At 64.7% G+C, this 25,741-nt stretch carries 27 protein-coding genes and 1 pseudogene; 21 read left to right on the top strand and 7 right to left on the bottom strand.

Annotated elements, in window-relative coordinates; translation table 11 throughout:
* Positions 1 to 3: 3 nt before the first annotated feature.
* The 7 genes from DSM107133_RS09755 to DSM107133_RS09725 form a co-directional block, all read right to left on the bottom strand.
* Positions 4 to 1,719: an MlaD family protein gene (locus DSM107133_RS09755; protein ID WP_114292637.1), complete on the bottom strand. Its 1,716-nt coding sequence runs from the start codon at positions 1,717 to 1,719 to the stop codon at positions 4 to 6.
* Complete coding sequence (locus DSM107133_RS09750) at positions 1,719 to 2,504, bottom strand: ABC transporter ATP-binding protein (RefSeq protein WP_114292636.1); 786 nt, start codon at positions 2,502 to 2,504, stop codon at positions 1,719 to 1,721. The genes DSM107133_RS09755 and DSM107133_RS09750 overlap by 1 nt, the downstream gene beginning before the upstream one ends.
* Positions 2,504 to 3,634: an MlaE family lipid ABC transporter permease subunit gene (locus DSM107133_RS09745; RefSeq protein ID WP_114292635.1), complete on the bottom strand. Its 1,131-nt coding sequence runs from the start codon at positions 3,632 to 3,634 to the stop codon at positions 2,504 to 2,506. Before DSM107133_RS09745 ends, DSM107133_RS09750 begins: the two co-directional genes overlap by 1 nt.
* A complete protein-coding gene (locus tag DSM107133_RS09740; protein ID WP_240310459.1) occupies positions 3,631 to 5,472 on the bottom strand; it encodes a heavy metal translocating P-type ATPase in 1,842 nt (613 codons plus the stop codon). The genes DSM107133_RS09745 and DSM107133_RS09740 overlap by 4 nt, the downstream gene beginning before the upstream one ends.
* Before the next feature lie 79 nt (positions 5,473 to 5,551).
* Positions 5,552 to 5,881: a chaperone modulator CbpM gene (locus DSM107133_RS09735; RefSeq protein ID WP_114292633.1), complete on the bottom strand. Its 330-nt coding sequence runs from the start codon at positions 5,879 to 5,881 to the stop codon at positions 5,552 to 5,554.
* Positions 5,878 to 6,807 carry a DnaJ C-terminal domain-containing protein gene (locus DSM107133_RS09730; protein ID WP_114292632.1) on the bottom strand — a complete coding sequence of 310 codons (930 nt, stop codon included), beginning with the start codon at positions 6,805 to 6,807 and terminating at the stop codon, positions 5,878 to 5,880. The genes DSM107133_RS09735 and DSM107133_RS09730 overlap by 4 nt, the downstream gene beginning before the upstream one ends.
* Positions 6,808 to 7,361: 554 nt before the next feature.
* Positions 7,362 to 7,781 carry a cupin domain-containing protein gene (locus DSM107133_RS09725; RefSeq protein WP_114292658.1) on the bottom strand — a complete coding sequence of 140 codons (420 nt, stop codon included), beginning with the start codon at positions 7,779 to 7,781 and terminating at the stop codon, positions 7,362 to 7,364.
* 119 nt (positions 7,782 to 7,900) lie between these two features.
* Between DSM107133_RS09725 and atpD the strand changes: the two are divergent.
* The 21 genes and pseudogenes from atpD to DSM107133_RS09620 all read left to right on the top strand — a co-directional run.
* Positions 7,901 to 9,346: pseudogene (atpD, locus tag DSM107133_RS09720) on the top strand (F0F1 ATP synthase subunit beta); the annotation flags it as partial.
* A 36-nt stretch (positions 9,347 to 9,382) separates the two neighbouring features.
* A complete protein-coding gene (locus DSM107133_RS09715; RefSeq protein ID WP_240310458.1) occupies positions 9,383 to 9,817 on the top strand; it encodes a F0F1 ATP synthase subunit epsilon in 435 nt (144 codons plus the stop codon).
* Positions 9,790 to 10,068, top strand: a complete 279-nt coding sequence (locus DSM107133_RS09710) for an AtpZ/AtpI family protein (RefSeq protein ID WP_240310454.1) — start codon at positions 9,790 to 9,792, stop codon at positions 10,066 to 10,068. The genes DSM107133_RS09715 and DSM107133_RS09710 overlap by 28 nt, the downstream gene beginning before the upstream one ends.
* Entirely contained in the window at positions 10,023 to 10,355 is a 333-nt protein-coding gene (locus DSM107133_RS09705; RefSeq protein ID WP_114292630.1) for an ATP synthase subunit I, read from the top strand. Before DSM107133_RS09710 ends, DSM107133_RS09705 begins: the two co-directional genes overlap by 46 nt.
* The gene (locus DSM107133_RS09700) at positions 10,352 to 11,050 is read left to right on the top strand and encodes a F0F1 ATP synthase subunit A (protein ID WP_114292629.1); all 699 of its coding nucleotides are present in this window, start codon (positions 10,352 to 10,354) and stop codon (positions 11,048 to 11,050) included. Before DSM107133_RS09705 ends, DSM107133_RS09700 begins: the two co-directional genes overlap by 4 nt.
* Positions 11,050 to 11,295, top strand: a complete 246-nt coding sequence (locus DSM107133_RS09695) for a F0F1 ATP synthase subunit C (protein ID WP_114292628.1) — start codon at positions 11,050 to 11,052, stop codon at positions 11,293 to 11,295. The genes DSM107133_RS09700 and DSM107133_RS09695 overlap by 1 nt, the downstream gene beginning before the upstream one ends.
* A 4-nt stretch (positions 11,296 to 11,299) precedes the next feature.
* Entirely contained in the window at positions 11,300 to 12,034 is a 735-nt protein-coding gene (locus DSM107133_RS09690) for an ATPase (protein ID WP_114292627.1), read from the top strand.
* Complete coding sequence (locus tag DSM107133_RS09685; protein WP_240310453.1) at positions 12,024 to 13,076, top strand: F0F1 ATP synthase subunit alpha; 1,053 nt, start codon at positions 12,024 to 12,026, stop codon at positions 13,074 to 13,076. The genes DSM107133_RS09690 and DSM107133_RS09685 overlap by 11 nt, the downstream gene beginning before the upstream one ends.
* Positions 13,077 to 13,082: 6 nt before the next feature.
* Positions 13,083 to 13,538 carry a hypothetical protein gene (locus DSM107133_RS09680; RefSeq protein WP_240310452.1) on the top strand — a complete coding sequence of 152 codons (456 nt, stop codon included), beginning with the start codon at positions 13,083 to 13,085 and terminating at the stop codon, positions 13,536 to 13,538.
* Positions 13,535 to 14,356: a F0F1 ATP synthase subunit gamma gene (locus DSM107133_RS09675; RefSeq protein WP_114292626.1), complete on the top strand. Its 822-nt coding sequence runs from the start codon at positions 13,535 to 13,537 to the stop codon at positions 14,354 to 14,356. Before DSM107133_RS09680 ends, DSM107133_RS09675 begins: the two co-directional genes overlap by 4 nt.
* Positions 14,357 to 14,475: 119 nt before the next feature.
* A complete protein-coding gene (locus DSM107133_RS09670) occupies positions 14,476 to 16,248 on the top strand; it encodes an alpha/beta fold hydrolase (protein WP_205387775.1) in 1,773 nt (590 codons plus the stop codon).
* Positions 16,245 to 17,009, top strand: coding sequence for an enoyl-ACP reductase FabI (fabI, locus tag DSM107133_RS09665; RefSeq protein WP_114292624.1), 765 nt, complete (start codon positions 16,245 to 16,247; stop codon positions 17,007 to 17,009). Before DSM107133_RS09670 ends, fabI begins: the two co-directional genes overlap by 4 nt.
* Positions 16,996 to 18,411, top strand: a complete 1,416-nt coding sequence (locus DSM107133_RS09660) for a bifunctional enoyl-CoA hydratase/phosphate acetyltransferase (protein ID WP_240310451.1) — start codon at positions 16,996 to 16,998, stop codon at positions 18,409 to 18,411. Before fabI ends, DSM107133_RS09660 begins: the two co-directional genes overlap by 14 nt.
* Positions 18,408 to 19,592 (top strand): acetate/propionate family kinase, encoded by a 1,185-nt coding sequence (locus tag DSM107133_RS09655; RefSeq protein ID WP_114292623.1) that lies wholly within the window; start codon positions 18,408 to 18,410, stop codon positions 19,590 to 19,592. Before DSM107133_RS09660 ends, DSM107133_RS09655 begins: the two co-directional genes overlap by 4 nt.
* A 150-nt stretch (positions 19,593 to 19,742) precedes the next feature.
* A complete protein-coding gene (locus tag DSM107133_RS09650) occupies positions 19,743 to 20,159 on the top strand; it encodes a hypothetical protein (RefSeq protein ID WP_114292622.1) in 417 nt (138 codons plus the stop codon).
* A gap of 1 nt (position 20,160) precedes the next feature.
* On the top strand, positions 20,161 to 20,532 hold the full coding sequence (locus tag DSM107133_RS09645) for a DUF4440 domain-containing protein (protein ID WP_114292621.1): 372 nt from the start codon (positions 20,161 to 20,163) through the stop codon (positions 20,530 to 20,532).
* Positions 20,533 to 20,596: 64 nt separating this feature from the next.
* A complete protein-coding gene (locus DSM107133_RS09640; protein WP_114292620.1) occupies positions 20,597 to 22,048 on the top strand; it encodes a YfcC family protein in 1,452 nt (483 codons plus the stop codon).
* The gene (locus DSM107133_RS09635; protein ID WP_114292619.1) at positions 22,045 to 23,280 is read left to right on the top strand and encodes an arginine deiminase; all 1,236 of its coding nucleotides are present in this window, start codon (positions 22,045 to 22,047) and stop codon (positions 23,278 to 23,280) included. Before DSM107133_RS09640 ends, DSM107133_RS09635 begins: the two co-directional genes overlap by 4 nt.
* Before the next feature lie 10 nt (positions 23,281 to 23,290).
* On the top strand, positions 23,291 to 24,292 hold the full coding sequence (gene argF / locus DSM107133_RS09630; protein WP_114292618.1) for an ornithine carbamoyltransferase: 1,002 nt from the start codon (positions 23,291 to 23,293) through the stop codon (positions 24,290 to 24,292).
* A 1-nt stretch (position 24,293) separates the two neighbouring features.
* Positions 24,294 to 25,310, top strand: coding sequence for a carbamate kinase (gene arcC, locus DSM107133_RS09625; protein WP_114292617.1), 1,017 nt, complete (start codon positions 24,294 to 24,296; stop codon positions 25,308 to 25,310).
* Positions 25,311 to 25,413: 103 nt separating this feature from the next.
* The gene (locus tag DSM107133_RS09620; RefSeq protein WP_114292616.1) at positions 25,414 to 25,608 is read left to right on the top strand and encodes a hypothetical protein; all 195 of its coding nucleotides are present in this window, start codon (positions 25,414 to 25,416) and stop codon (positions 25,606 to 25,608) included.
* Positions 25,609 to 25,741 lie beyond the last annotated feature (133 nt).

The raw sequence follows: 25,741 nt of genomic DNA, 5'->3' as shown, positions 1-25,741 counted from the left end.
GTGTCATCTCCGATATTCAGGAACGCGGTTGTCGAGCAGGAAACGGGCCGGATCACGCTCGATCCGCCGCACGAGGTTGTTCAGGGTCGTGACGAGGCCCCGCGCCTCTGCGCTCAGACGGGTCAGCTCTGGCAGGCCGGTCTGGGCGAAATTGCCAAGGCCCGGTGCCGTGGCAGCAACTGCCGCCTGTACCTGCCCCACCACGGTATCCGCCCGCGCGATCAGCGCGCGCAAGTCGGCGGTAATTGCGGGCACGTCGCGGGCCACGCCTTCGACCGCGACGCTGATCCTGTCCGAGGCGGTGCGGATGTCGCTCAGAACCGGAGCGAGATCGGTTTGCATCAGCCCGGTCGCGGCATCGAATGCCGTTTCGGCCGCCGTCAACGCCGTGTCCGTTCCGCTCAGCGTTTTGTCAATGCCATCAAGGCTGACCTGCGCCCGCTGCATCAACGCGGTCGCGGAGGCCAGCGCCGTTTCGGTCTGCGCCGCCATCGGATCCAAGCGCGCCGTCAGACCGGTTACATCCCCCGCAACCCGCTCCACCGCCTCTGTTGCCGTTGTCACGGCACGGCGGATGTCGGTCACTACGGCGGGCACATCGACCTGAACCACGCTTTCGAGCGAAGCAAGCGTTGTCCGAGCGCTCGCCAGCACGGCGCGGGCATCGGCGACCATCGCGGTCCCTTCCCCGGTCACCAGCGCGTCGAAACTGGTTGATGCCCCGGACACGGCGGCAAAGGCAGTGTCGGCTTCCCGAAGCGTTTTCTCCAACTCCGTCAACCGCGCGCTCAGCAGGCCTGCCGTGTCCCCGAACCCTTCAAGCGCGCTGCCGCCCTGCTGTTGGAGATCGGCAATAGCCGTGTCGGCGCGTGAAACAGCCTCGGACAGCTTTTCGAGGATCGGCGGGACCGTATCGCGCAACAGGATCTGCGCCGCATCGAACGTGTCCTCGACGTTCCGGATCGCGAGGCCGGAGGCCTTCAGCGTTGTATCGGCGGTGTCGAACGTGGTCTGGGCAGAGAGCAACGCCGCATCGGCCCGTTCCAGCGTGATCTGGACAGAGGCGCTGATGCTGTCCAGTTTGCCGGTGAAGATCGAGATTTGCGCCGTGGCCTCGCGGACAGTACCGCTGATCTCGGAAAAGTCGTTGAGCGCCTGATCCAGCCGCCCCGAGGATGTTTCAAGATTGCGCAATATGCCCGTCACGAGCGCTTGGTTTTCCGGGCTGGTCAGCCCTTGAAACTGGGCAAGCAGGTCGGTCGCCTGCGCCAGCAGATCGGGTGCGTCCTCAACCAGGGCCTGAACGGTGGACCGCTTGGAGCGGATCATCGGCAATGCCCCATCTTTTGCCGTCAGCAACGCCGCACCCGGGGTTCCGCCCGAGAGCGAAATATAGGCCACGCCGGTGACGCCCTGCGACTGGACCTGCGCGACCGTATTGCTGCGCACCGGCGTGCTGCTGTCGATCTCGACCGTCGCAAAGACCTTGGACGCGTCCTCTTCGTAGATGGCGAGGTCGATGACATTGCCGACCGAGATGCCGTTGAACAACACATCTCCCGAGGGGTCCAGCCCCGATACATCCTCGAACAGGATACCGTAGGTGATGTACTGCCGGTCGACCTGAACGCTGGCGAGCCAGATGAAGAACCCCAGTGTGCCGAGGATGGCGGCCAGTGTGAAGGCACCAATCAGGATGAAGTTGGCACGGGTCTCCATCAGTTTGCACCTGCCGTGGCCTGCGCTGCCCGCGCGCGGGGGCCGTGGAAATACTCCTGCACCCAAGGGTGATCGACCGCCAGCATGTCCTCAAGCGATCCCACCGCCAGCACGCGCTTGTCGGCCAGCACGGCGACGCGGTCGCAGATGGCATAAAGGCTGTCGAGGTCGTGGGTGACGAGAAAGACGGTCAGGCCAAGCGCCGCCTGCAACTGCTTGATGAGGATATCGAATGCCGCCGCGCCGATCGGATCCAGACCGGCGGTCGGCTCATCCAGAAAGACGATTTCGGGATCCAATGCGATGGCGCGTGCAAACCCCGCCCGCTTGCGCATGCCACCCGACAGCTCGGCGGGGTAGTTGGCAAGCGCGTTTTCCGGCAGGCCCACCATGCGCACCTTGATGCCCGCGAGCGTGGCGCGCAGGTCGTGCGGCATCTCCAGCTGCTCGCGCATCGGGGCTTCGACGTTCTGCTGCACGGTCAGCGATGAAAACAGCGCCCCGTCCTGAAACATCACGCCCCAACGGCGGCGCAGACGGCGATAATCGGCGTCGGGCGTGTCGCGCACGCTTTGGCCGAAAACCTCGATCTTGCCCGCGGCGGGCTTGAGCAGTCCCACGATAGCCCGCAACAGCACCGACTTGCCGGTGCCCGAGCCGCCCACGACCCCGATAATCTCGCCCCTGCGCACATCAAGGTCGAGGCCGTCGTGAACCGTATGCGCGCCGAAACGGGTGACGAGCCCCTGCACGCGGATGATGTGGTTGTCGGCGGTATCAGTCATCACACCCCCACGATGGCAAAGAAGATGGAGAACATGGCGTCCGCGACGATGACCATGAAAATCGACAGCACGACGGAAGTAGAGGTCAGCCGGCCCAGCGATTCCGCGTCGCCGCCGACGCGCAGACCCTCGAAGCAGCCGATGATCCCGATGATCAGCGCAAAGAAGGGCGCCTTGATCATGCCGACGCCAAAGTGCCAGACGTCCGTGTTGCTGACCAGCCGCGACTGGAAAACGGCAGGCGAGACTCCCAAGTCGATCCACGACATCACCGCGCCGCCGACCAGCCCGGCGATATCGGCGATGAAGCCAAGCGCGGGCAGCATAAACATCAGCGCCAGCACGCGCGGCACCACGAGGATCGTCACCGGGTCCAGCCCGATGGTGCGCATCGCATCAATCTCCTCGCGCATTTTCATCGATCCGATGGCGGCGGTAAAGGCTGACCCGGACCGCCCTGCCACAATGATTGCGGTCAGCAGAATGCCCAGTTCGCGCAGCACGGAAATCGCGATCAGATCGACGACAAACACCTCCGCCCCGAACTGGCGCAGCTGCGTGGCCCCCTGAAACGCCAGCACGACGCCGATCAGAAACGCCATCAGCGCAACGATGGGCACGGCATTCAGCCCGACTTCCTGACAATGATGCACCAGCGACGTCAGACGCAGGCGGCCTGGATGGATCACGATCCCCGCGAGGGTCGCAACGACCTGGCCGAGGAACGAGACCAGCGCAACCGCCTTGCGCGCGCCGCCCACGACCGTCCGCCCGAGGATCTCGAGGCGATCGGCCAGCGATGGTCGCAGCACTTCTACCGTGTCGGCGGGCGGCATGCTGTGGCGGACGGTTTCAATCAGCTGCGCCTGCGCCTCGCTCGCGCCTTCGAGGGTGGGAGTGCGCCCCGCCGTACTCAGGCGCGATTGCAGATCAACCACAAGCCACGCGCCGGCGGTGTCCATGCGGGTCAGGCCGCCGAGGTCGATCATCGTCGCCTCGCGGGCCTGATTGAACAGCCCGCTGCGGTCGATAGCGGCGACAGTGTCGATATGCAAAGCGCCCGTGACAATCAGCTTGGGACCGGTGCGGGTGGCGACGAATGTCCCGGCTGCGGCGAGGGTCGTGTTCATGCTGCCCGCCTTTCCATTGGGCGCACCCGTTCGTCGGCCTCAATCATAGGCCGCCCGGGGTCAATCCGCAGCGCCCGCAAGGCATTCAGGATCACGGCCACGTCGATGATCTCCTGCATCACCGCGCCCTGAACCGGCGTCAGATAGCCCAATGCCGCCGCGATCATGCCCGCGACCGACAGGCCGATGCCCGCAGCCACACTTTGCAGCGCGATGCGGCGCGCGCCCCGCGCGATAATCAGACCGGGAAGCAATCGCCCCAGATCATCGACCAGCAACACGACATCCGCCGCCTCGGCTGAAGCCGCAGCACCGCGTGCGCCCATGGCAACGCCAACATCCGCCGCTGCCAAAGCAGGTGCATCGTTCACGCCGTCGCCAACCATCATCACAGGCCCGGTTTTCCGTGCATCAACAACGATTTGCACCTTCCTGTCCGGCGTGAGATCAGCTTTGACGCCATCAAGACCCAAACCAAGCGTCAGGGCCTCTGCCACATCGTGGCGGTCACCCGTTGCAAGCACAATCCGGTCGATCCCGTTGCGGCGTAACGCCTGCAGCAGCGCAGGGATGCCGGGCCGCAGGGCATCTGCCATGACAAGATGGCCCGCCGCCCGGCCATCAACCGCGACGGCCACGATCACAGCGCCAGGTTCTTCCACCCCGGGGGCCTCTGGCCCCGTCTGCGCCGCGACAAAGCCTGTGCCGCCGACCAGCACATCGCGGTCCCCCACCCGGCCGGCAACGCCTTCGCCCGCTGTCTCGATCACGTCGGTCGGGACCGGCAGGGTTTGCCCGCGCGCGCGGGCGGCGGCCACGACCGCTTGGGCCACCGGATGCTGGGACGCCTGATCGAGGGAGGCGGCGAAATAGAGAACTTCGTCCTCGCTCAGCGCCCCCGTCCCCGTGATCGACACGATCCCCGGTCGCCCGTCCGTCAGCGTGCCGGTCTTGTCCACGATCAATGTCTTGATGCGCGCCATCGCCTCCAACGGCTTCGCGCCCTTGATCAGCACTCCGAAGCGCGCAGCGCGCGAAAGGCCCGCCACCAGAGCGACAGGAACAGCGAGGATCAACGGACAGGGCGTGGCGACAACCAGAACGGCGACGGCCCGGATCGGATCGCCGGTGAACCACCAGGCCGCGCCCGCCAGGGCGACCGTGACGGCCAGAAAAAGCAGCGCGTAGCGATCCGCCAGCCGCGCCATCGGAGCCTTCGAGCGCTGTGCGGTTTCCACCAGACGCACGATCCCGGAGTAGGTGCTGTCGGCGGCCCGCGCGGTCGCGCGCAGATCGAACGCCGCGCCCGCATTGGTCGACCCGCTCATCACCGCCATCCCGCGCGAGAGCCGCACCGGCAGCGCCTCTCCGGTCAGCGCCGACTGGTCCAGCATCGCCTGCATCGCCTCGACCGTGCCATCGACCGGCGCGACCTCTCCCTGCCGGATCAACAGCAGGTCACCCGCGTCGATCGCGTCCAGTGGGATCTCCTCGAGCTGCCCGTTCCGGTGCCGTGTCGCCGTGCGCGCCACGCGAGAGAGCAAATCGCGCATCTCGCGCCGGGCGCGGCCCTCGGCAAAACTTTCCAGAAAAGTACCGCCCGAATACATCAGCGCGACAACGGCGGCAGCGAGCGCTTCACCGACCAGAAGCGCCGCCGCCATCGACAGGGCTGCAACGATATCAAGCCCGACCTCGCCCTTCAAAAGGCTGCGGACGATCTCGATGCACAGCGCCGCCAGAACCGGCAGGACGCCCGCCACCCACGCCGCTGTGGCAAGCGCGGTCTGATCGGCGGCCCAGAGACCAAGGCCCGCCGCGAGGCCGACCGCGGCCATAGTCAATAAGGCGACCTTGAGAACATCCGATAGACAGCCAACGTGTCGTGACGAGGGTGTTGTCTTGAAGTTCATCTGCTCAGATCCGTTGCAGCGCGGCGCCGATGCGGCTGCGCAGGTCGGTTGGCAATGTCTGGATCACTTCGGTCAGCATCACCAGTTCCCGTCGTGCGCCATGCAGCTGGTCAACGAGCGAAATCACGATGCCGACGGTGCCCTCGTCAAGGTCGAGGTCCTGGGTCAGATCACAAAGCAGTTCCAGACGCGCGATGTCGACCTTGCGAAAGAACATGCCTTGTTCAGCGCTATGTGGACGCACGAGGTCGGCCTCGACATACCTGCCGAGCTGCTGCCGGGTCAGGCGGGTGACGGTCAGGATGACCTCGTCCTCTGTGAAAAGGTCGGTCATGCGGCGGCTCCTTTCTTCAAAGTGGCTTTGGTCTTGCGCCATGCCGTCAGCAGATCGCGCAGCGCGGGGTCAGGGTCCTTTGGCACGACGATCTTCAGCTCTACCCGCTGGTCACCCGCCGCCTTCCCCTTGCCCGCGACGCCGCGCCCGCGCAAACGCAGCACCCGGCCCGAGCTTGCGCCGGGCGGGATAGTCAATCCGACGGGGCCGTCGATGGTCGGTACAGTGACCTTGGCCCCCAGAATGGCGTCGTCAAAGGACACGGGCTGGGTTACGAGGATGTCGTCTCCCTCGCGGCGGAAATCCGGGTGATCCTGCACGGCCACGGTGATCAGCGCATCGCCCGCTGGTCCACCGCCAAAGCCGGACGATCCCTTGCCGCGCAACCGCAGCGTCTGTCCGTCCTGCGTGCCGCGCGGGATCTTCACCGCGAGGCTCGCGCCACCCTGCAGGGTGATTGCGGTCTGGGCACCGCGCACCGCATCCAGAAAAGGCACCTCCAACCGATAGCGCGCATCGGGTCCGGCAGTCCGGCCATTGCCCCCGCCAAAGTCAAACCCGCCTGCTCCTGTCGCCCGGTTGCGCAGGATTTCGGCGAAGATGTCACCGGGGTCCATGTCCTGCCCGAACCCGCGCCGCTGCTGATAGACGTTGTCCGGCGCATCGGCATAGTCGCGGTAATACTGACGCTGAGGGCGCTCTGCCCCCTGCGCGTCGATCTCGCCCGCGTCGTAGCGCGCACGCGTCTCAGGGGCTTTCAAAAGGTCATAGGCGGCAGACACCGCCTTGAACCGCGCCTCCGCTCCCTTGTCGTCGGGATGCAGGTCGGGATGGCTGGTCCGCACCAGCTTTCGATGCGCTCTCTTGATGTCGGCGGCACTGGCATCCTTTTTCAGGCCGAGGGTCGTGTAGGGATCGGTGCTCATTCATGGGGCCTTTTGCATGCGTCGGACGGACTTCGACCGGTGGGCCACCAGCGGCTGAATACCCTTTCCCACGGGGCGGTAAGCGCTGTCCCTGATCCAGATCAATGCGAAGAGGGCAAATTCGCGTCAAGCATTTTAAGGGACCGGCGGATCAATCAAGGCGGGAAATCGCATCTTTTGGCGCTGATCGACTGCCCAATCCATGACGGAAACGAGAAAGCGAGCGGGTCATGCCAGAGAAAGACACCGATCAAGACAAATCGACGCGGCCATCCCGAGACCCAGAGGCAGATCGTTCTTAGCCGCAGCCTCACGAAGGCCATGCTGCGTCTTCGCGAAAGCCGGCACCGGCAAAGGCCGATGAGACGAGCGACGATCTTTTCAACGACATACCGGTCTGAACGTCACCCGTTCGAGACGAAGATCACCGTCCAACACCGGCACCACGGATGCAGGACCGGAACAGGGCTTGGTTCCCGTGGGTGTCGCACGCTTTCGATCTCGCTTTTCGGGGGCCGACAGGTTGCACGCGGACAGATGGGTGTCACGCAGTCTCAGACCCGAACCGCCTCCGCCGCGTGCTCGGTTGTTTTTCCATCGAATGTCTCTTCCGAGGCATCCGCTTCGGCCTTGGTTGCTTGCACCAACCCGTCGCGGTGGTGCGCTGGCCCGTAGATCGTGTACAGCTTCAGCGGCGCGTGTCCGGTGCAGATCACGTTGTGATGCGCCCCTGCGGGAACGATCACGCCATCCCCCGCGCCGACCTTGTGCGGCACGCCGTCGATAACGATGCGCCCCTTGCCATCCTCGACGCGAAAGAACTGATCCGTGTCCGCGTGGATTTCTCCCCCCAGTTCCTGACCGGGGGCCACAGACATAAGCACCAGTTGCAGATGGGCACCTGAATACAGCACGCGACGGAAGTCGGTGTTGTCGTCCGTCAATTCCTCGATGTTGCCGATGTAGCCGTTCATTATCGCCTCCAGATGAAAATGTCGGGCCTGTGCCCTTTTCATCAGTGTGACTCCATTTTGATGTGTTGGCGCTGACACAGATCAATGCGCGGGTCCGTGCTCCAACGTAAACGGGTGTCATGACAAAGGCCGAAGCACCCGCCGCCGACCCGAAGCGCGATCAGACCAACATCGCCGCGGACGGAATCGTTCATGCCGTACGGGGCGCGGTTGTCGATGTCGTCTTCGCGGATGCTGACCTGCCGCACCTTGATACAGCGTTGCTCGTACAGTGGGACCGGCCCACCCCGCTGGTCCTTGAAGTCCACAGCCACCTTAACCCGACGACCCTGCGCGCCGTCGCGTTTCAATCGACTGCCGGACTGGCCCGCGGCGTTGCGGTGCGGGCGTTGCGCGCGGCGGTCAAGGTGCCGGTCGGCGATGCGGTACTGGGGCGGTTGCTGGATGTCGTGGGCAACGTGCAGGACAAGGGCGCGCCCCTGCCCGACGACGTGACGCGACGCTCGATCCATGCCACCCCGCCGGCGCTTCAGGAACAGACCCGCACGACGGAAGTCTTCGAGACCGGCATCAAGGTGATCGACCTGCTGACCCCGATGGCGCAAGGCGGCAAGGCTGCGATGTTCGGCGGTGCGGGCGTGGGCAAGACCGTGCTTGTGATGGAACTGATCCGCGCCATGGTCGAGAAATACGCAGGCATCTCCGTCTTCGCGGGCGTCGGCGAACGGTCCCGCGAAGGTCACGAACTGCTGACGGAGATGCAGGCCTCCGGCGTGCTGGAGCGCACGGTGCTGGTTTACGGCCAGATGAACGAACCACCGGGCGCGCGCTGGCGTGCGCCACTGACGGCGTTGACGATCTCGGAATATTTCCGCGATACCAAGCACAAGAACGTGCTGCTCCTGATGGATAACGTCTTTCGTTTCGTCCAGGCCGGTGCCGAGGTTTCCAGCCTTCTGGGCCGCCTGCCCTCCCGCGTGGGCTATCAGCCTACATTGGCGACCGAGGTGGCGGGGCTGCAAGAGCGGATTGCCTCCGTCGCAGGCTCCGCGGTGACAGCGATTCAGGCAGTCTATGTCCCGGCAGACGATTTCACCGACCCGGCCGTAACGACAATTTCCAGCCACATGGACTGCGTGATCGTGCTGTCGCGCGCGCAGGCGGCTGAAGGGTTCTATCCGGCGATAGATCCGCTGGCATCGTCCTCGATGCTGCTCGACCCGCTGGTGGTGGGAGAGGACCATTACAAGACCGCCGAAGCGGTCCGGCAGGCGCTCGCGCGGTTCCGTGAGCTGACCGACATCATTTCATTGCTGGGGGTGGAAGAGCTCGGCGCCGCCGACCGCGTGATCGTGAAGCGCGCGCGGCGTTTGCAGCGGTTTCTGACCCAGCCGTTCATGGTGACAGAGGCGTTCACCGGAACGCCGGGGCAAAGCGTGTCGCTTGCCGATACGCTGGCGGGCTGTCGCGGCATTCTGGACGGCCAAGCGGACGACTGGGCCGAAAGCTCTCTCTACATGGTCGGTACGCTGGAGGATGCGCGCAGGAAGGAAGCTGCTGCACAGGTCCCCGACGCCCGCGCCTGTTCAGGAGGACGCCGCATGAACCTGCGCATCGTCACCCCCTTGTGCGTCGTGGTGGACGCACAGATCGACGCCCTGCGCGCGGAGGATGCCAGCGGCAGCTTCGGCATCCTATCGGACCACGCGCCCTTCCTGACGGCGCTTACGGTCTGCATCGTCAGTTGGAAGGACGATGCAACAGAACATTTCTGCGCAGTCCGCGGCGGCATGCTGAGCGTCATCGGTAACACCGTGTCCATCGCCACCCGCGAGGCTGTTACGGGCAACGATCTGGCCACGCTCGACAGTGAGGTGCTGCAACGCTTTCAGACCGACGCGGACGCCGAAAAGGTCGATCGCAACGAGACGGTGCAACTGCAACTGAACGCGATCCGGCAGATGGTCACCCGCCTGCATGGCGGCGCGGATACGGGGGCATTCCGCTGGTGGCACGGCCCGAGGATGACCCGCTGATCACCGAAGCCCGCCTGCGCCGCGCGCGCCGCGACAAGTGGCTGCGCGAGGGCGACATGTCCGTGGGCCGCAGGCTCGCACAGATCGGCGTTCTCGGTTGGATTTTCGTCGTCCCCACACTTGGCGGCATGTTTCTTGGCCGCTGGCTGGACGGGCATTTCGGCGCGGGCATCTTCTGGACCGCACCCTGCCTGGTGCTGGGCCTATGCCTTGGCGGCTGGACAGCATGGAACTGGATGAACGCGAAATGATGGATTTTTCCGCCTTGCCCCCGGCCCTGCTGCTGGCCGCCTGCTTTGTCGGCGGGCTGGTCATCGGGTACGGCTATTTCCGCGCGCTGCGCGCGACAACCGACCTGATCCTGCACGCGGGCAAGCCGCTGATGGCGCTGGCCCTCACGTTGGGGCGGATGTCGCTGCTGGCGACCGCCCTCTTCATCGCTGTACTGGCGGGCGGCGCGGCCCTTCTCGCGGCCTTTGCGGGCGTGCTCTGCGCCAAGGCGCTGATGTTCTACCGGCTACGGCGGGAAGCTCCATGAACTCGCCGCTCGAGTCCGTTGCCCTCTTCCATCTCGGCCCCGTGTCGATCACACAGGCCATCCTGACCACCTGGGCGATCATGGTCGTTTTGGTAGCGGGGTCATACCTTCTAACCCGCCGCCTTACCCTGATCCCGGGCAAGCGGCAGGCAGCACTTGAGCTGATCGTGATCACGTTGGACACACAGATCCGCGAAACGACAGGTGCCGCCCCCGCGCCCTATCGCAGCTTCATCGGCACGCTCTTCGTCTTCATTCTGGTGTCGAACTGGTCTTCACTCATCCCCGGCGTGGAGCCGCCCACAGCCAAGCTGGAAACCGACGCGGCGCTGGCCGTTCTCGTGTTTCTGTCGGTCATCTGGTTCGGCGTGCGCGGCGCGGGGGTCGGCGGCTACCTCAAATCCTTCGCCGCCCCCAACATCGCGATGATCCCGCTGAACATGCTCGAAAGCATCACCCGTGTCTTTTCCATGTTCGTGCGCCTTTTCGGCAACGTGATGAGCGGCGTCTTTGTCGTCGGCATCGTCGCCTCGCTTGCCGGGCTTCTCGTGCCGATCCCGCTCATGGCGCTCGACCTGCTCACGGGGCTGGTCCAGGCCTACATCTTCGCGGTGCTCGCGATGGTCTTCATCTCGGCCACGGTCGACGACGGTCAGCCCGAAGCATCCCTTCCCCTTCAGAACAAGGATTCCTGATGGAATACGTCCAAATCGTCAGCATAATCTGCGCGACTATCGCTGTCGCCTTCGGCTCCATCGGCCCCGCGCTGGCGGAAGGCCGCGCCGTGGCCGCCGCAATGGAGGCCATCGCGCGCCAGCCCGAGGCCGCGAATACGATCTCGCGCACGCTTTTCGTCGGCCTCGCGATGATCGAGACGACGGCGATCTACTGCCTTGTGATCGCGCTGCTGCTTCTGTTCGCCAACCCGATGCTGGGTTGAGCACATGACAATCGACTTCTGGGGACTGGGGTTGCAGGCGATCAACGTTCTGGTTCTTGTCTGGCTTCTGTCGCGCGTGTTCTGGCGGCCCGTCGCCGCGGCGATCGCGACGCGTCAGACGGCGGCCACGGCGGTGACGGACGCCGCGGCGGCGACGCAGGCCAAGGCCGACGCGGCGCTGGCGGAGGTCACAAAGGCGCGCGATGCGATCTCGGCGGAACGCGCAGCGGCGCTGGATGCGGCGAAGACCGAAGTGGAAGCAACCGCCAAGGCCGCGCAGACTGAAGCGCAGACCAAGGCCGACGCCCTTCTCGCCGCCGCGAAGACCACGGCAGCCCAAGATGCCGAAACGGCGCAGGCTGACAACGCTGCAAAGGCCACCGAGCTGGCACTCATGATCGCCGCCCGTTTGCTGAAACGGCTCGACAGTCCAAAGGTGCAGGCCGCATTTTTGGCACAGCTCGTCGAGACGATCTCGCAGATGCCGGAGGCCGACCGCGCGTCGCTGGTCGACGCGCCGAAAGGCATTGAAGTGGTCAGCCCCGTCGATCCGGGCGATCAGAAGGCCGCCATCGAAAAGGCCGTGCGCAAAGCGCTTGGCGGCGTCCCCGAGTTGCGCTTCGTCACCGATCCGGCGCTGATTGCGGGGCTGGAACTGCGCAGTCCGCATTTCGTGTTGCACAACAGCTGGCAGGCAGATCTCGACGTGGTGCGGAAGGCGGTCAAGGATGCCGCGTGACTGGGTCGCCTCGGCGCAAAGCGCGCTGGAGGGCACTACCCTCGGCCCCCGCGCGGAGCATCGCGGGCGCGTCGAGGAGATAGGTGACGGCGTCGCGATGATCTCGGGCCTGCGCGACGTGCGTCTGGACGAGGTGCTGCGCTTTGCAGGCGGCCAGACCGGGTTTGCGCGGGTGCTGGACCCCGACCGGATCGGCTGTGTCCTGTTGGACGGCACGACAAAGGTCGAGGCGGGTGATGCGGTGTTTGGCACCGGAGAGGTGATAAACGTCCCCGTGGGCGAGGCGCTGCTAGGCCGGATCGTGGACCCGCTGGGCCGCCCGCTTGATGGCAAGGGGCCGGTTCTGGCCCAGTCGCATCTGCCCATCGAGCGGCCCGCGCCCTCCATCATCGAACGCGACCTTGTGACAGAGCCGGTCCAGACCGGGGTTGTCGTGGTCGACACGCTCTTTGCTCTGGGGCGCGGTCAGCGCGAGTTGATCGTGGGCGATCATTCGACGGGCAAGACGACGCTGGCCATCGACGTACTCATCGCCCAAGCCGCCAGCGACATGATCTGCATCTACGTGGCCGTGGGACAGAAGACCTCGTCCGTGCGCCGCGCCATTGATGCGCTGCAACGGCATGGCAACTTCGCCCGCTGCATCGTCGTCGTTGCCGGCGCGTCCGAGGCACCGGGTTTGCAGTGGATTGCGCCTTACGCGGGCATGTCGATGGCTGAATATTTCCGCGACAAGGGGCAGCACGCGCTGATCGTCTTCGATGATCTGTCAAAACACGCCGCCACCCATCGGGAAATCGCCCTGCTCACCCGTCAGTCGCCGGGGCGCGAGGCCTATCCGGGCGACGTCTTCTATATCCACGCGCGTCTGCTGGAACGTGCGTCCAAGCTCTCAAACGATCGCGGCGGCGGCTCGCTGACCGCTTTGCCCATCGCCGAGACGGTGGCGGGGAACCTGTCGGCCTATATTCCGACCAACCTGATCTCGATCACCGACGGGCAAATCGTGCTGGACGCGGCGCTGTTCCATCAAGGGCAGTAACCTGCGGTGGACGTCGGCCTGTCCGTCAGCCGTGTGGGCGGCAAGACGCAGGCGCCGGTGCTGCGCAAGGCGGCAGGCACGCTACGGCTGGACTATGCGCAGTTTCTGGAATTGGAAGTCTTCACCCGTTTCGGCGGCATGCCCGATGGCCGCGTGCGCGATCAGTTGACGCGGGGGGCGCGGATCAGGGAGGCGCTGCGGCAAGGCCAGCATGTGCCGCTCCGGCTGGCCGACGAGGTGGCGCTGATGCTTGCCGTGCAGGCCGGGCTGCTGGACGCGCTGCCGGTTGGCGCTGTGACAGCGTTCCGCGCGGCACTGCCCGCAGCGCTGGACCGGGATGCGGCAGATTTGCTCAGGGGACTGACCGACACAGGCACGCTCGAGGACAAGGCGCGCACGGACCTGCTGGCGGTGCTGGCCACGCTGGCCAAGTCCCTTGGCGACACCAAGACCCTGGCATGACCGAGCGCCTCGCCGACATCAGCGTGCGCATTGACGGTATCCGGCAACTCGGCGCGGTCGTGAACGCGATGAAGGGCATCGCCGCCGCCCGTGCGCACGTCGCGCGTGCGCAAGTCGGGGCGGTGGACAGCTACGCTGCGACCATCGCCGCGGCGATGGCGCAGGTGCTGCCGAAGGTTACCGCGCCGGACAATGACAACGGCAAGACCGGCCTGTTGCTCTTCGGGGCCGAGCAAGGCTTCGCCGGTGCCTTCAGCGAAAGGGTGCTCGACAGCATCGGCGACACCGCTCCGGCGCAGCTCTTTCTTGTCGGCACGCGGGGGCTTTCCGTTGCCGCCTCCCGCGGGGTCACGCCCCACTGGACGGCGCCCCTGCCCTCGCACACGCCCGGCATCCCCAAGCTGGCCGACAGGATCACGACAGCAATCTATCGCGCTGTCGCAGAGAAACGCATCGACAGCCTCGACGTGGTTTTCACCAGTTGGGCTTCGGGCCGTCCGGGTTTGTTGCGTGAACGGCTTTTCCCGATCGACTTCACCGAACTTCCCGCGACAACGGGTGACCGCCCCCTGATGCAACTGCCTGAGGAGGCGCTGATCGCAGCGCTCGGGCAGGAGTACTTCAACGCGCAAGTCTGCAAGGCCGCACTGCACGCCTTCGCCGCCGAAAACGAAGCGCGGATGGAGGCGATGACGGCGGCGGGCAGCCAGATCGCCCGTGAACTGGAGACATTCGAGGCGACGCTGCGCCGCGTCCGGCAAGAGGCGATCACGGCGGAGATCATCGAACTGGGCACCGGCACCTCGTCTGCGCGCTGACCATCGCGCCACGCATGATTTGCCGAAACACTGACCCAGATCAATGCCGCGCTGCGGCGCAATTGCTATGGCTTGGGCAAAGACCCCGCGCTTTGCAGGGCCGAATGAAAGGTGACGGCATGCCCGACCAACTCAAGCTGCTCACATCCCAGGTCATCTCGCCAGAGATCACGAAGGCTGAACCGCCGGACACTGCTGCCGAGGCCCTTGACCGCATGACCCATGCAGGTCTGGCGCAGGCGACCGCGGGCCTGTCGCCGTCCGTTCTGGGCGAGGCCTGGACCGACTGGGTCGTGCATCTGGCAAGCTCCCCCGGCAAGCAGATGCAACTGCGCGAACAGGCGATGCGCGACACTCAGGCGTTTCTGGCGGCGTGGCTCGGGCTGCGTCCCGAGGACGCCGGTCCCGATGACCTTCCCGACCGCCGGTATGCAGACGCGGCATGGCAACAGTGGCCCTTCAACGTCTGGAGTGCGGCACATCAGCGGTCCTGGCGTTGGTGGCAGGATGCCGTCACGGGCGTTCACGGCATGACGCCCGAACACGAGAACCTGATGGCATTCGTCGCGGGCATGATTTCGGACAGCACCGCGCCGTCCAATTTCGCGCTTACCAACCCGGAGGTGATTGCCGCAACCCGTGCGGAGAGCGGCGAAAACCTGATGCGCGGTGCCCGCAACCTTGCCGAAGACATCATGCGCCGCACCGGCAAGGCGCCGGACGGACCTCAGCCCTTCGAGGTCGGACGCAATCTGGCCACCACCCCCGGCAAGGTTGTGTTCCGCAATGATCTTATCGAGTTGATCCAGTACGCGCCCACCACTGCAGAGGTCCGCCCCGAGCCGATCCTGATCGTGCCGGCGTGGATCATGAAATACTACATCCTGGACCTTTCGGCGCAAAATTCGCTCGTCAGGTTCCTCGTGGCGCAGGGCTTCACCGTCTTCATGGTGTCGTGGAAAAACCCGGACGCTGACGACCGTGATCTGAGCATGGAGGACTACCGCGAAAGTGGCGTGATGGCAGCGCTCGACGCCGCGCTGGCGATCACGCAGGCACCGAAGCTGCACGCGGTCGGCTATTGTCTGGGCGGCACGCTGTTGTCCATCGCAGCGGCGGCGATGGGGCGGGACGATGACGCGCGCCTTGCCACTGTTACGCTGCTCGCCGCGCAGGTGGATTTTACCGAAGCCGGTCCTCTGCGGCTCTTCATCAATGACAGCGAGGTCACGCTGATCGAGGATATGATGGCCGAGAAAGGGTATCTCTCATCGGACCAGATGGCCGGGGCCTTTGCCTTGTTACGTGCGCGCGACCTGATCTGGGGGGCTGCGATTTCAAACTATCTGCTGGGGGCGCGCGGCGATGCCTTCGATCTGATGGCGTGGAACGCGGACGCGACGCGGATGCCTGCCCGGATGCATTCGGAATACCTGCGCAAGCTGTTTCTCAACAACGATCTGGCAGAGGGTCGATACTACGTGGGCGGCAAGGCCATCGCCATGGCGGACATCCGTGCGCCGATTTTCGCGGTGGGCACCGAGGACGATCACGTCGCACCGTGGCGTTCGGTCTACAAGATGCACCTGTTTGCCGACACCGACGTGACCTTCGTGCTGACAAGCGGCGGGCATAACGCTGGCATCGTATCCGAGCCGGGCCATCACGGTCGGCATTTCCGGATCGCGGAGACGGCGGCGACGGCGGCCTATAAAGACCCGGACGACTGGCTGGCGGACAACGTCGCTTCGGATGGGTCCTGGTGGGAGGCCTTTGCAGGCTGGCTGGGAAAGCGGTCTGGGGAACCGGTGCCGCCGCCGCAGATGGGTGCCCACTCCGGAGCGAACAAGGCGGTCTGCGACGCCCCCGGCACCTATGTGATGCAACGATGAGCGCGCTGGATGGCAAGGTCGCGCTGGTCGTCGGGGTCGCCAACGAACATTCCATCGCGACAGGCTGCGCGCAGGCCTTTGTCGATGCCGGGGCCGAGGTCGCGCTGACCTATGTGAACGCGCGCGCAAAACCTTTTGTCCAGCCCGTGGCCGATGCTGTGGGCGCAAAACTTCTGCTGCCGCTCGACGTCGAGGCTGATGGCGAAATGGAAGCGGTGTTTGCCGCCGTGCAGAAGAAATGGGGGCGGCTCGATATCCTCGTACATTCCATTGCGTTTTGCCCGGCGGCGGATCTGCACGGGCGGGTGGTGGATTGCTCGGCCAAAGGGTTCGCCCGCGCCATGGACATCTCGGTGCATTCGCTGATCCGTATGGCGCGGCTGGCAGAGCCAATGATGACGCAAGGCGGCACGATCCTGACGATGACCTATTATGGCGGCGAGAAGGTCGTGGATCATTACAACGTCATGGGCCCGGTGAAGGCGGCGCTGGAAGGAACCTTGCGCGCGCTTGCCGTCGAACTCGGACCGAAGCGCATACGGGTCAACGCCCTCTCGCCGGGGCCGCTGCAAACGCGGGCGGGGTCCGGCATCGCGCATTTCGATGCCCTGATCGACGCGGCCCGTGAACGCGCACCAGAGCACATCGCCCTGACCATCGAGGATGTCGGCAAAGTCGCGGTAATGCTTGCCAGCGATGCCGCGCGCGGCGTGTCAGGCGAGATCACTCATATTGACGGAGGCCTTCATGTCCGCGCCTGAACCGACGACGATGCAATTCATAGAGAACAAAACCTACGACGACATCGCAGTGGGCGATCACGCCGGGTTGACGCGCACGCTGACCGCGCGGGACATCAGCCTTTTCGCCGTGATGTCGGGCGACGTGAACCCGGCGCATGTGGATGCGGATTACGCCAAGGACGACATGTTTCACCACGTCATCGCCCATGGCATGTGGGGCGGTGCGCTGATCTCGACCGTGCTGGGAACCGAGCTGCCGGGACCGGGTACGGTCTTTCTCGACCAAAGCCTGAAGTTCGAAGCCCCCGTGGCGCTTGGCGATACCGTGACCGTGCGCGTCGAAGTGACCAAGAAGCAGGCCAAGGGGCGGTTGCTGCTGGCCTGCACCTGTCGAAACCAGCACGGCACGATGGTCATCGAAGGGGTCGCAAAGGTCATCGCCCCGCGCGACAAGGTGCGTCGCCGCCGCGTGCTGCTGCCAACGGTTCGGCTGCACGCACCCGGTGCGCACTACGCGCGACTGATCGCGGCGACGGCACCAATGGCACCGATCCGGACGGCAGTTGTCCATCCCTGCGATGCGCTGTCGCTGACAGCTGCACTGGATGCAGCGGACAAGGGCATGATCACGCCGGTGCTGGTCGGACCCAGAGCCAAGGTTCAGGCGGCGGCACAGGCGGCTGGGCGCAGCCTCGACACCTATCGGTTCATTGACGCCCCACACAGTCATGCGGCCGCCGCCGCATCGGTTGCCCTCGTGCGCGATGGGACTGTCGCAGCACTGATGAAGGGTGCGCTGCACACGGACGAGCTGATGGAGGCGATACTTGATCCAATGCTCGGGCTGCGCACCGAACGGCGGCTAAGTCATGTCTATGTGCTCGACGTGCCGACCTATTCCAAGCCACTGCTGATCACGGATGCCGCGATCAATGTGGCCCCTGATCTGAACGCAAAGCGGGACATCGTGCAGAACGCCATCGACCTCGCCCATGCCGTTGGCATCGCAATCCCCAAGGTCGCGATCCTGTCGGCGGTCGAGACGGTGACACCCCGCATGTCCTCCACCGTCGATGCCGCAGCCCTGTGCAAGATGGCCGACAGGGGTCAAATCACAGGCGGGATACTCGATGGGCCGCTGGCCTTCGACAACGCGATCTCTGAAGCCGCCGCGACTGCCAAGGGGATCGTGTCGCGGGTCGCAGGGTGCGCCGACATCCTTGTCGCACCGGACCTGGAGTCCGCCAACATGATGGCCAAGCAGCTGATCTACCTCGCCGATGCCGACGCGGCCGGGATCGTGCTGGGCGCGCGTGTGCCGATCATCCTGACAAGCCGGGCGGACAGTGCCGCGTCACGACTGGCCTCTTGCGCGCTGGCACAGTTGTTCATCAATCGCCCCTCGCCCGCCGCGCCATGACAGATGCGATCCTCGTGCTGAACGCGGGGTCCTCCAGTCTCAAGTTCGCGGTCTATCCGGCGGAGGCGGGTGACGCGATCCTGAAGGGCAAGGTTGCCGGGATCGGCACTGACCCGGTCTTTTCCGCGACCGACGCGCAGGGGCTTTCGTTGTTGCTGGCGGGTCCGCGTATTCCCAAGAACGCGTCGGACCGCGACGATCTGATCCCCTCATTGCTGGCGTGGCTCTCAGCGCAGCGCCCTGACATCACTTTCACAGCGGCAGGGCACCGCGTCGTCCACGGTGGCCTGCACCAGACAGGCCCCGCGCGGATCACCCACAAGCTACTGGCGGACCTCAAGGCTCTCGTCCCGCTCGCGCCCATGCACCAGCCTCACAGCCTTGCCGCGATCGGATGTGTGGCATTGGCCCTGCCTGACCTGCCACAGATCGCCTGCTTTGATACAGCCTTTCACCGCACCATGCCCCGGCTGGCACAGCTTTTCGCCCTGCCCCGTGAAATGACCGACGATGGTGTCCTCAGATATGGTTTCCATGGTTTGTCCTACGACTATATCTCAGGCTGCTTGCCGCACCATCTTGGCAACAAGGCGAAAGGCCGCGTGATAGTCGCCCATCTGGGCAGCGGGGCCAGCATGTGCGCGCTCAAGAACCACCAAAGCGTTGCGACCAGCATGGGGTTCACAGCACTTGACGGTCTGATGATGGGACGGCGCAGTGGCGCGCTGGACCCCGGCGTGGTGCTGTACCTGATGCAGGAAAAGGGCATGTGCGCGGCTGACATCACTACTTTGCTCTATGAGCAATCCGGCCTTCTGGGCGTGTCGGGCATCAGCAGCGACATGAAGGTTCTGGAGACGAGCACCGCGCCCGAGGCAGAGGAGGCGATAGACCTGTTCTGCGCCCGTGCCGCCGGTGAACTGGCATCACTTGCCACGTCTTTGGGCGGGCTGGATGCCATCGTGTTCACAGCCGGAATCGGCGAGAGTTCCGCCCGCGTCCGCAGCGGCATCTGCGACCGGCTGGGCTGGATGGGTGTGGCGCTCGATACGTCCGCGAACACCCGGAATGCCACCCGGATCAGCGCGATCAGCTCGGATATCGACGTGCTTGTCATCCCCACCGATGAAGAGGTCGTCGTCGCAGAGGCGACCCGCACCCTCACAGGCAAAACGCCCTGACCGCCCGACCGGAGCAACGCATTCCAGCGACGCTGGACTGATCTGTGTCAGCACCCCCGGCCTTCGACCGGAGTATGGGTAGATCATCGGCCAGAACGCTGTCCGGCGGACTATGACGTATCCCCCTTCAAAGTGAGAATGGTTCCCGACATGGCAAAGGGCAGACCCCAACTCAGCCGCGATCCGGCCTTCGAGCGGTTTCTTGGCGCAGCGGTGGGTGACGATGAACACGGAACGCCCGTATCCGTCCTGTCGATGATGGTGCGGCTTGACGTGGATCCGTGGGACGAGGCGACCGAGTTGTCGACCATGAACGATGCACCGGCGATGAAGCGTCTCGAAGCGCTGATGGTTCGGTTCCAGGACGTTACCCTTGCGGCCCCCGACCGCAGCAAGATCGCCCGGACGCTGCTCGCCGCCTTGCCCCACAGAGAAAAGGCGGAAGCGACGGCAGTCTCATCCGAACAGGCGCAGTTTGCAACACTCCACCCTGGCGCGCCGGTTTTCTGGTTCATTGCCGCGATCTTGATCGTCGGCTGGGTCGCCATGCTGGCACGAGGGGGCTGAAATGGTTCAAGGTTTGCAGACCGCCTCGACGATCGAAGCGCAATTATGGGATACGGAAGAACGCTTTTGGACCGAAGGGGCCGACAGCGCCCGCCACATGACCGCCAAGAACGCGGTTTTCGTCTTCCCCTACCCGATAGGGATTTTGAGCGGCACCGATATCTTCCGCGAAGCGCATGTCGCGCAGCGTTGGCGTTCGATCCGGATGAGCGAGACCTATTGCGCCGTCGAAGGTGACGTCGCCGTGCTGGCCTACCGCGTGTCCGCCGAGCGCGCCGACGCGCCGATTTACGAGGCGCTCTGTACCTCCACCTACCTCAGGGACAACGACCACTGGCTCCGCCTCAACCACCAGCAGCAGAACGTTCGCTGACGCCCGACGCCACACGCATAAATGCCCGGACGCCTAAACGCGTCGGCTGTATCAGGACACAATCATGCCCCCATCGCCGCCCGCACCAACAAAGGAAACCAGCCGCTTCCGCTTTCCTTCGGCTTACACGATCCTCTTCGCGCTGATCATCATCGTGGCCGCGCTGACATGGATCATCCCGGCGGGGCAATACGAGCGTGTCGCCTCCCAAGTGCTGGGCAAGGACGTTCCCGTTGCCGGGACCTATGCGCCAATGGACGCAAACCCGCAGGGTTTTTCTGACATTGTGCTCGCCCCCATCGCGGGCTTCTACGACCCCTCCAGCTATACCGCCAACGCCATCGACGTGGCGCTTTTCGTGCTGATGATCGGCGGGTTCATCGGTGTTGTGACGGCGACGGGGGCCATCGACGCAGGCATCAAGCGGGCGATGACGCGGCTTAAGGGCCGCGAGAAATGGATGATCCCGATCCTCATGGGCCTGTTTGCTTTGGGCGGCACGACGGAAGGCATGGCGGAAGAGACGCTGGCGTTCTACGTCCTGCTGACCCCGGTCATGATCGCGGCAGGCTATGACGCACTGACGGCAGTGGCGGTGATCCTGCTGGGTGCAGGCGTCGGCGTGCTCGGCTCTACCGTCAATGCGTTTTCCACCGTCATCGCGTCAAACGCGGCGGGGGTGCCGTTTACCGACGGGCTGGTGCTGCGCGTGGTCTTGCTGGCGCTGACCTTCGCCGCGACGGTCGCCTACGTCATGCGCTACGCCGCACGGGTCAAGGCGGACCCCTCGCGCAGCCTCGTCTTCGACCGCAAGGAACAGAACGAGAAGCACTTCGGCATGGCCACTGAGGCGGCCGCGACGACCTTTACCGGCCTGCACAAGATCGTCCTGCTGCTGTTCGGCGCGACCTTCGCGGTGATGATCTGGGGCGTGTCGCTGGGCGGCTGGTGGATGGCCGAGATGAGCGGGCTGTTCCTGTTCGCAGGCATCGGCATCGGGCTGATCGGACGGCTGGGCGAGAAGGGTCTGGTCGACGCCTTCGTCGGCGGGGCGCGCGACCTGCTGGGTGTGGCGCTGATCATCGGGCTGGCGCGCGGCATCGTCGTCATTATGGACGCGGGCCACATGACGGACACGATCCTGCACTGGGCCGAAGGCACGGTAGCAGGGCTGAACAGCGTCGTCTTCATCAACGTGATGTACTGGATTGAGGTGGCGCTGTCGTTCTTCGTGCCCTCTACGTCCGGTCTCGCGGTGCTTTCCATGCCGATCCTCGCACCCGTCGCCGATTTCGCGGGCGTGGCGCGGCACCTTGTCGTGACCGCCTTCCAGTCGGCGGAGGGCGTCGTGAACCTTGTCACCCCGACTTCGGCCGTTGTCATGGGGGGCCTCGCGATCGCGCGTGTTCCCTATGAACGCTGGCTGCGCTTCTTCTGGCCCGTCCTTCTGGGCCTCACCATCATCATCATGGCCATCCTCAGCATCGGCGTGTTTCTGGGAGGAACCCCCACATGACCCCCGACAAACCCCTGACCTACGGCGTCCATTCCGAGACCGGCAAACTGCGCCGCGTCCTCGTTCACAAACCCGGCGCCGCCATGGCGCGGCTGACGCCGGCCAACTGCGCGGAGTTGCTTTTCGACGACGTGATCTGGGTCAAGCAGGCGCGGATCGAGCACATGACCTTCGTCGATGCCATGCGCAATCGCGGGGTCGAGGTGGTGTTCCTGCGTCAGCTGCTGGCCGAGACGATGGCCGACCCGGAGGCCCGCCGCTGGCTGCTGGAGGCGCGCATCAATGACAATACGGTGGGGATCGGTCTGGCCGAGGATCTGCTGGCGCACCTGATGGAAGTCAACGGCGATCTGCTCTCCACCATCCTGATCGGGGGCATGAGCAAGGCCGAACTGCCGGTCACCGCAAGTGGCGTCTTGGCCGCGATGCTGGAGCCTTCGGATTTCATCCTGCCGCCCCTGCCCAACCACATCTTCACCCGCGACACGACCTGCTGGATTTACGGCGGCGTTACGCTGAACCCGATGCACTGGCCCGCCCGGCGGCTGGAGACGCTGAACCTCGCCGCGATCTACCGGTTTCACCCCGATTTCAAGGACGCGGGGTTCGCGACGTGGTGGGGCGACCCGATGCAGGACCACGGCCCTGCAACGGTCGAAGGCGGCGACGTCATGCCCATCGGCAACGGTTGCGTGCTGATCGGCATGGGCGAACGCACCACGCCGCAGGCCGTGGGCCAGATCGCGCGTGGGCTTTTCGCCGGCGGCGGGGCCACTCGCGTCATCGCCTGCCAGTTCCCGCGTGCCCGCGGCTCGATGCACCTTGAAACGGTCTTCACGCTTTGTGACCGGGACCTTGCCACCGTGTTTGCCGAGGTGACGGACGCCATCCGCTGCACCAGCCTGCGCCCCGGCGACAATGGGGCGATCATGGCCGAGACCGAAACCAAGCCCTTCCTTGACGTCGTGGCAGACGCTCTCGCTCTCAAAACTCTGCGCACCGTTCCCACAGGCGGCGACGCCTACGAAAGCGCGCGCGAGCAGTGGGACGACGCCAACAACCTGCTCTGCCTCGAACCCGGCGTCGTCGTCGGCTACGAGCGCAACGTCTATTCCAACACCCTGCTGCGCAAGGCGGGTGTCGAAGTCATCACGATCCCCGGATCGGAACTCGGACGCGGACGGGGCGGGTCGCATTGCATGACCTGCCCGCTGATCCGCGACGCCATTTAAGGAATACACGATGCCACAGAACCTGCGCGGACGCAGCTTTATCAAGCTGCTCGATTTCACACCGGCGCAAATCCGGCACCTGTTGCAACTTGCGGGCAGCCTCAAGATGGCAAAGGCAGGCGGATATGAAAGGCCGATGCCCGAAGGCAAGAACATCGCCCTGATCTTCGAGAAGGACAGCACCCGCACCCGCAGCGGGTTTGAGGTCGCCGCCTACGATCAAGGCGCGCATGTCACGTATCTGGGTCCGTCAGGCAGCCATATCGGGCACAAGGAAACCATGAAGGATACCGCGCGCGTGCTGGGGCGTTTCTATGACGGGATCGAATATCGCGGCTTTGGCCAGCAGGATGCCGAGGTGCTGGCGGAATTCTCCGGCGTGCCGGTCTTCAACGGGCTGGCCGATGACTTCCACCCGACGCAGGTTCTGGCTGATTTCATGACCATGCGCGAATACACCCACAAGCACCTTTCGGACATCTCGTTCTGCTTCATGGGCGATGCGGGCAACAACACCGGTGCCTCTTTGCTGGTGGGTGCTGCGCTAATTGGCATGGATATAAGGCTTTGCGGGCCGCAAAGCTGCTGGCCGGATGCGGCGCTCGTCACCCGCTGCCGCACCATCGCGGAAAGCTCGGGCGCGCGGATCACATTGACAGAGAAGCACGCGGAAGGCCTCAAAGGTGCCGATTTCATCTATACCGACGTCTGGGTGTCGATGGGCGAACCCGATAGCGTCTGGGAAGACCGCATCGCCCTGCTGTCGCCCTACCGGGTCACCACCAAACTGATGGAGATGACGGGCAATCCGCACACCAAATTCCTGCATTGCCTGCCCGCCTTCCACAACCGCGACACCGAAGTGGGCGAGCAGACATTCCAGAAATTCGGCATCGACTGCATGGAAGTGACGGAGGAGGTGTTTGAATCCCCCGCCTCCGTCGTCTTCGATCAGGCGGAAAACCGGATGCACACGATCAAGGCGGTCCTCGTCGCCACGATGGGGTCCTAGGATGCGCGTGGTCGTGGCCCTCGGCGGCAATGCCCTGTTGCGGCGCGGGGAGCCGATGACAGCGGAGGCGCAGCGCACCAATGTGCGGATCGCGGCCAAGGCCATCGCCGACCTCGCCCGCGACCACCAGATCGTGGTGGCGCATGGCAACGGCCCGCAGGTCGGTCTGCTGGCGTTGCAGGGCATGGCATATGACCCGGCCCGGCCGTGGCCCCTCGATGTGCTGGGTGCAGAGACAGAAGGTATGATCGGCTACCTGATCGAACAGGAGTTGATGAATGCCCTGCCCGAGGATGCGCATTGCACCACCTTGCTGAGCCGGGTGGAGGTCGACGCGAACGATCCCGCCTTTGACAGCCCGAGCAAGCCCATCGGCCCGGTCTATTCCAAAGCCGAGGCCGATCAGGCCGTGGCGGATCATGGCTGGTCGATGGTTGCAGAGCAGAAGGGGCAGATGCGCCGCGTGGTGCCGTCGCCCCTGCCCCAGCGGATCCTGGGGATCGACGCGATCCGCCTGCTGCTTGACGCAGGTCACTGCGTGGTCTGTGCGGGGGGCGGTGGCATTCCAGTCAGGCGCAATGCGCAGGGCGATATGGAAGGCGTCGAGGCCGTCATCGACAAGGATCGAACGGCGGCACTACTCGCGTTAGAACTGAAGGCGGATGCCTTGCTGCTGCTGACCGATGTCGTTGCCGTCTTTCGCGACTGGGGCACCGACGCCCAGCTTGCCATCGGCAGGACGACGCCCTCGACCCTCCTTGCGCTGGACCTCGCGGCAGGGTCGATGGGGCCGAAGGTCGAAGCCGCCACCACATTCGTCAAAGCCAGCGGCAAGATCGCGGGCATTGGTCAGTTGTCAGATGCACGCGCCATCCTCGAAGGCTTTGCCGGGACGCGTGTCCTGCCCGAACCGGCCAATCTCCGCCCAAGGGCAGCGTCCCACGGGAAAACCTCCGGCTTCACCGGCGCAGACCAACCTACATCAGTATGGATGGATGACGGCGGTGCGATAGCTTGAGCAGTTCACCGATCCTCGGTGAACACACGCCTCGCACACGTCGATCGACCATTCAAATCAAGGTCAAGTTCCCGTGCGCGGACGTCCTCAAAAGGACAATCAAATGACTTCCGATAACAAATCGACCAACACAGCCGACAAGATGAAATCCGTCAAAGCCGCTTGGGACAAGGCCCCTTCCGGCCCCAAGAAAGATGCGGCGAAAAAGCATTACGACGCTGCTGAAAAGGCGAACACCGCCAAGAACGACGCCGAGACCAACAAGGAACTGGACGCGGCCAAGCACGCGCTGGCCTGATCTGACCATGCGGCTGCGGGGCGACAAACGCCTCGCGGTCGCGCTTCCGGACGCCTGGTCAAAGTCGGAGGACCCGGACCTTCCAGAAGCGTCCCGTCGCGCGGCCCGATCATCCCGCCGACATCACAAGATA

It is taken from the genome of Pseudosulfitobacter sp. DSM 107133 (assembly GCF_022788695.1).
Taxonomy (GTDB): domain Bacteria; phylum Pseudomonadota; class Alphaproteobacteria; order Rhodobacterales; family Rhodobacteraceae; genus Pseudosulfitobacter.
This window is presented reverse-complemented; position numbering and strand designations above follow the sequence as displayed.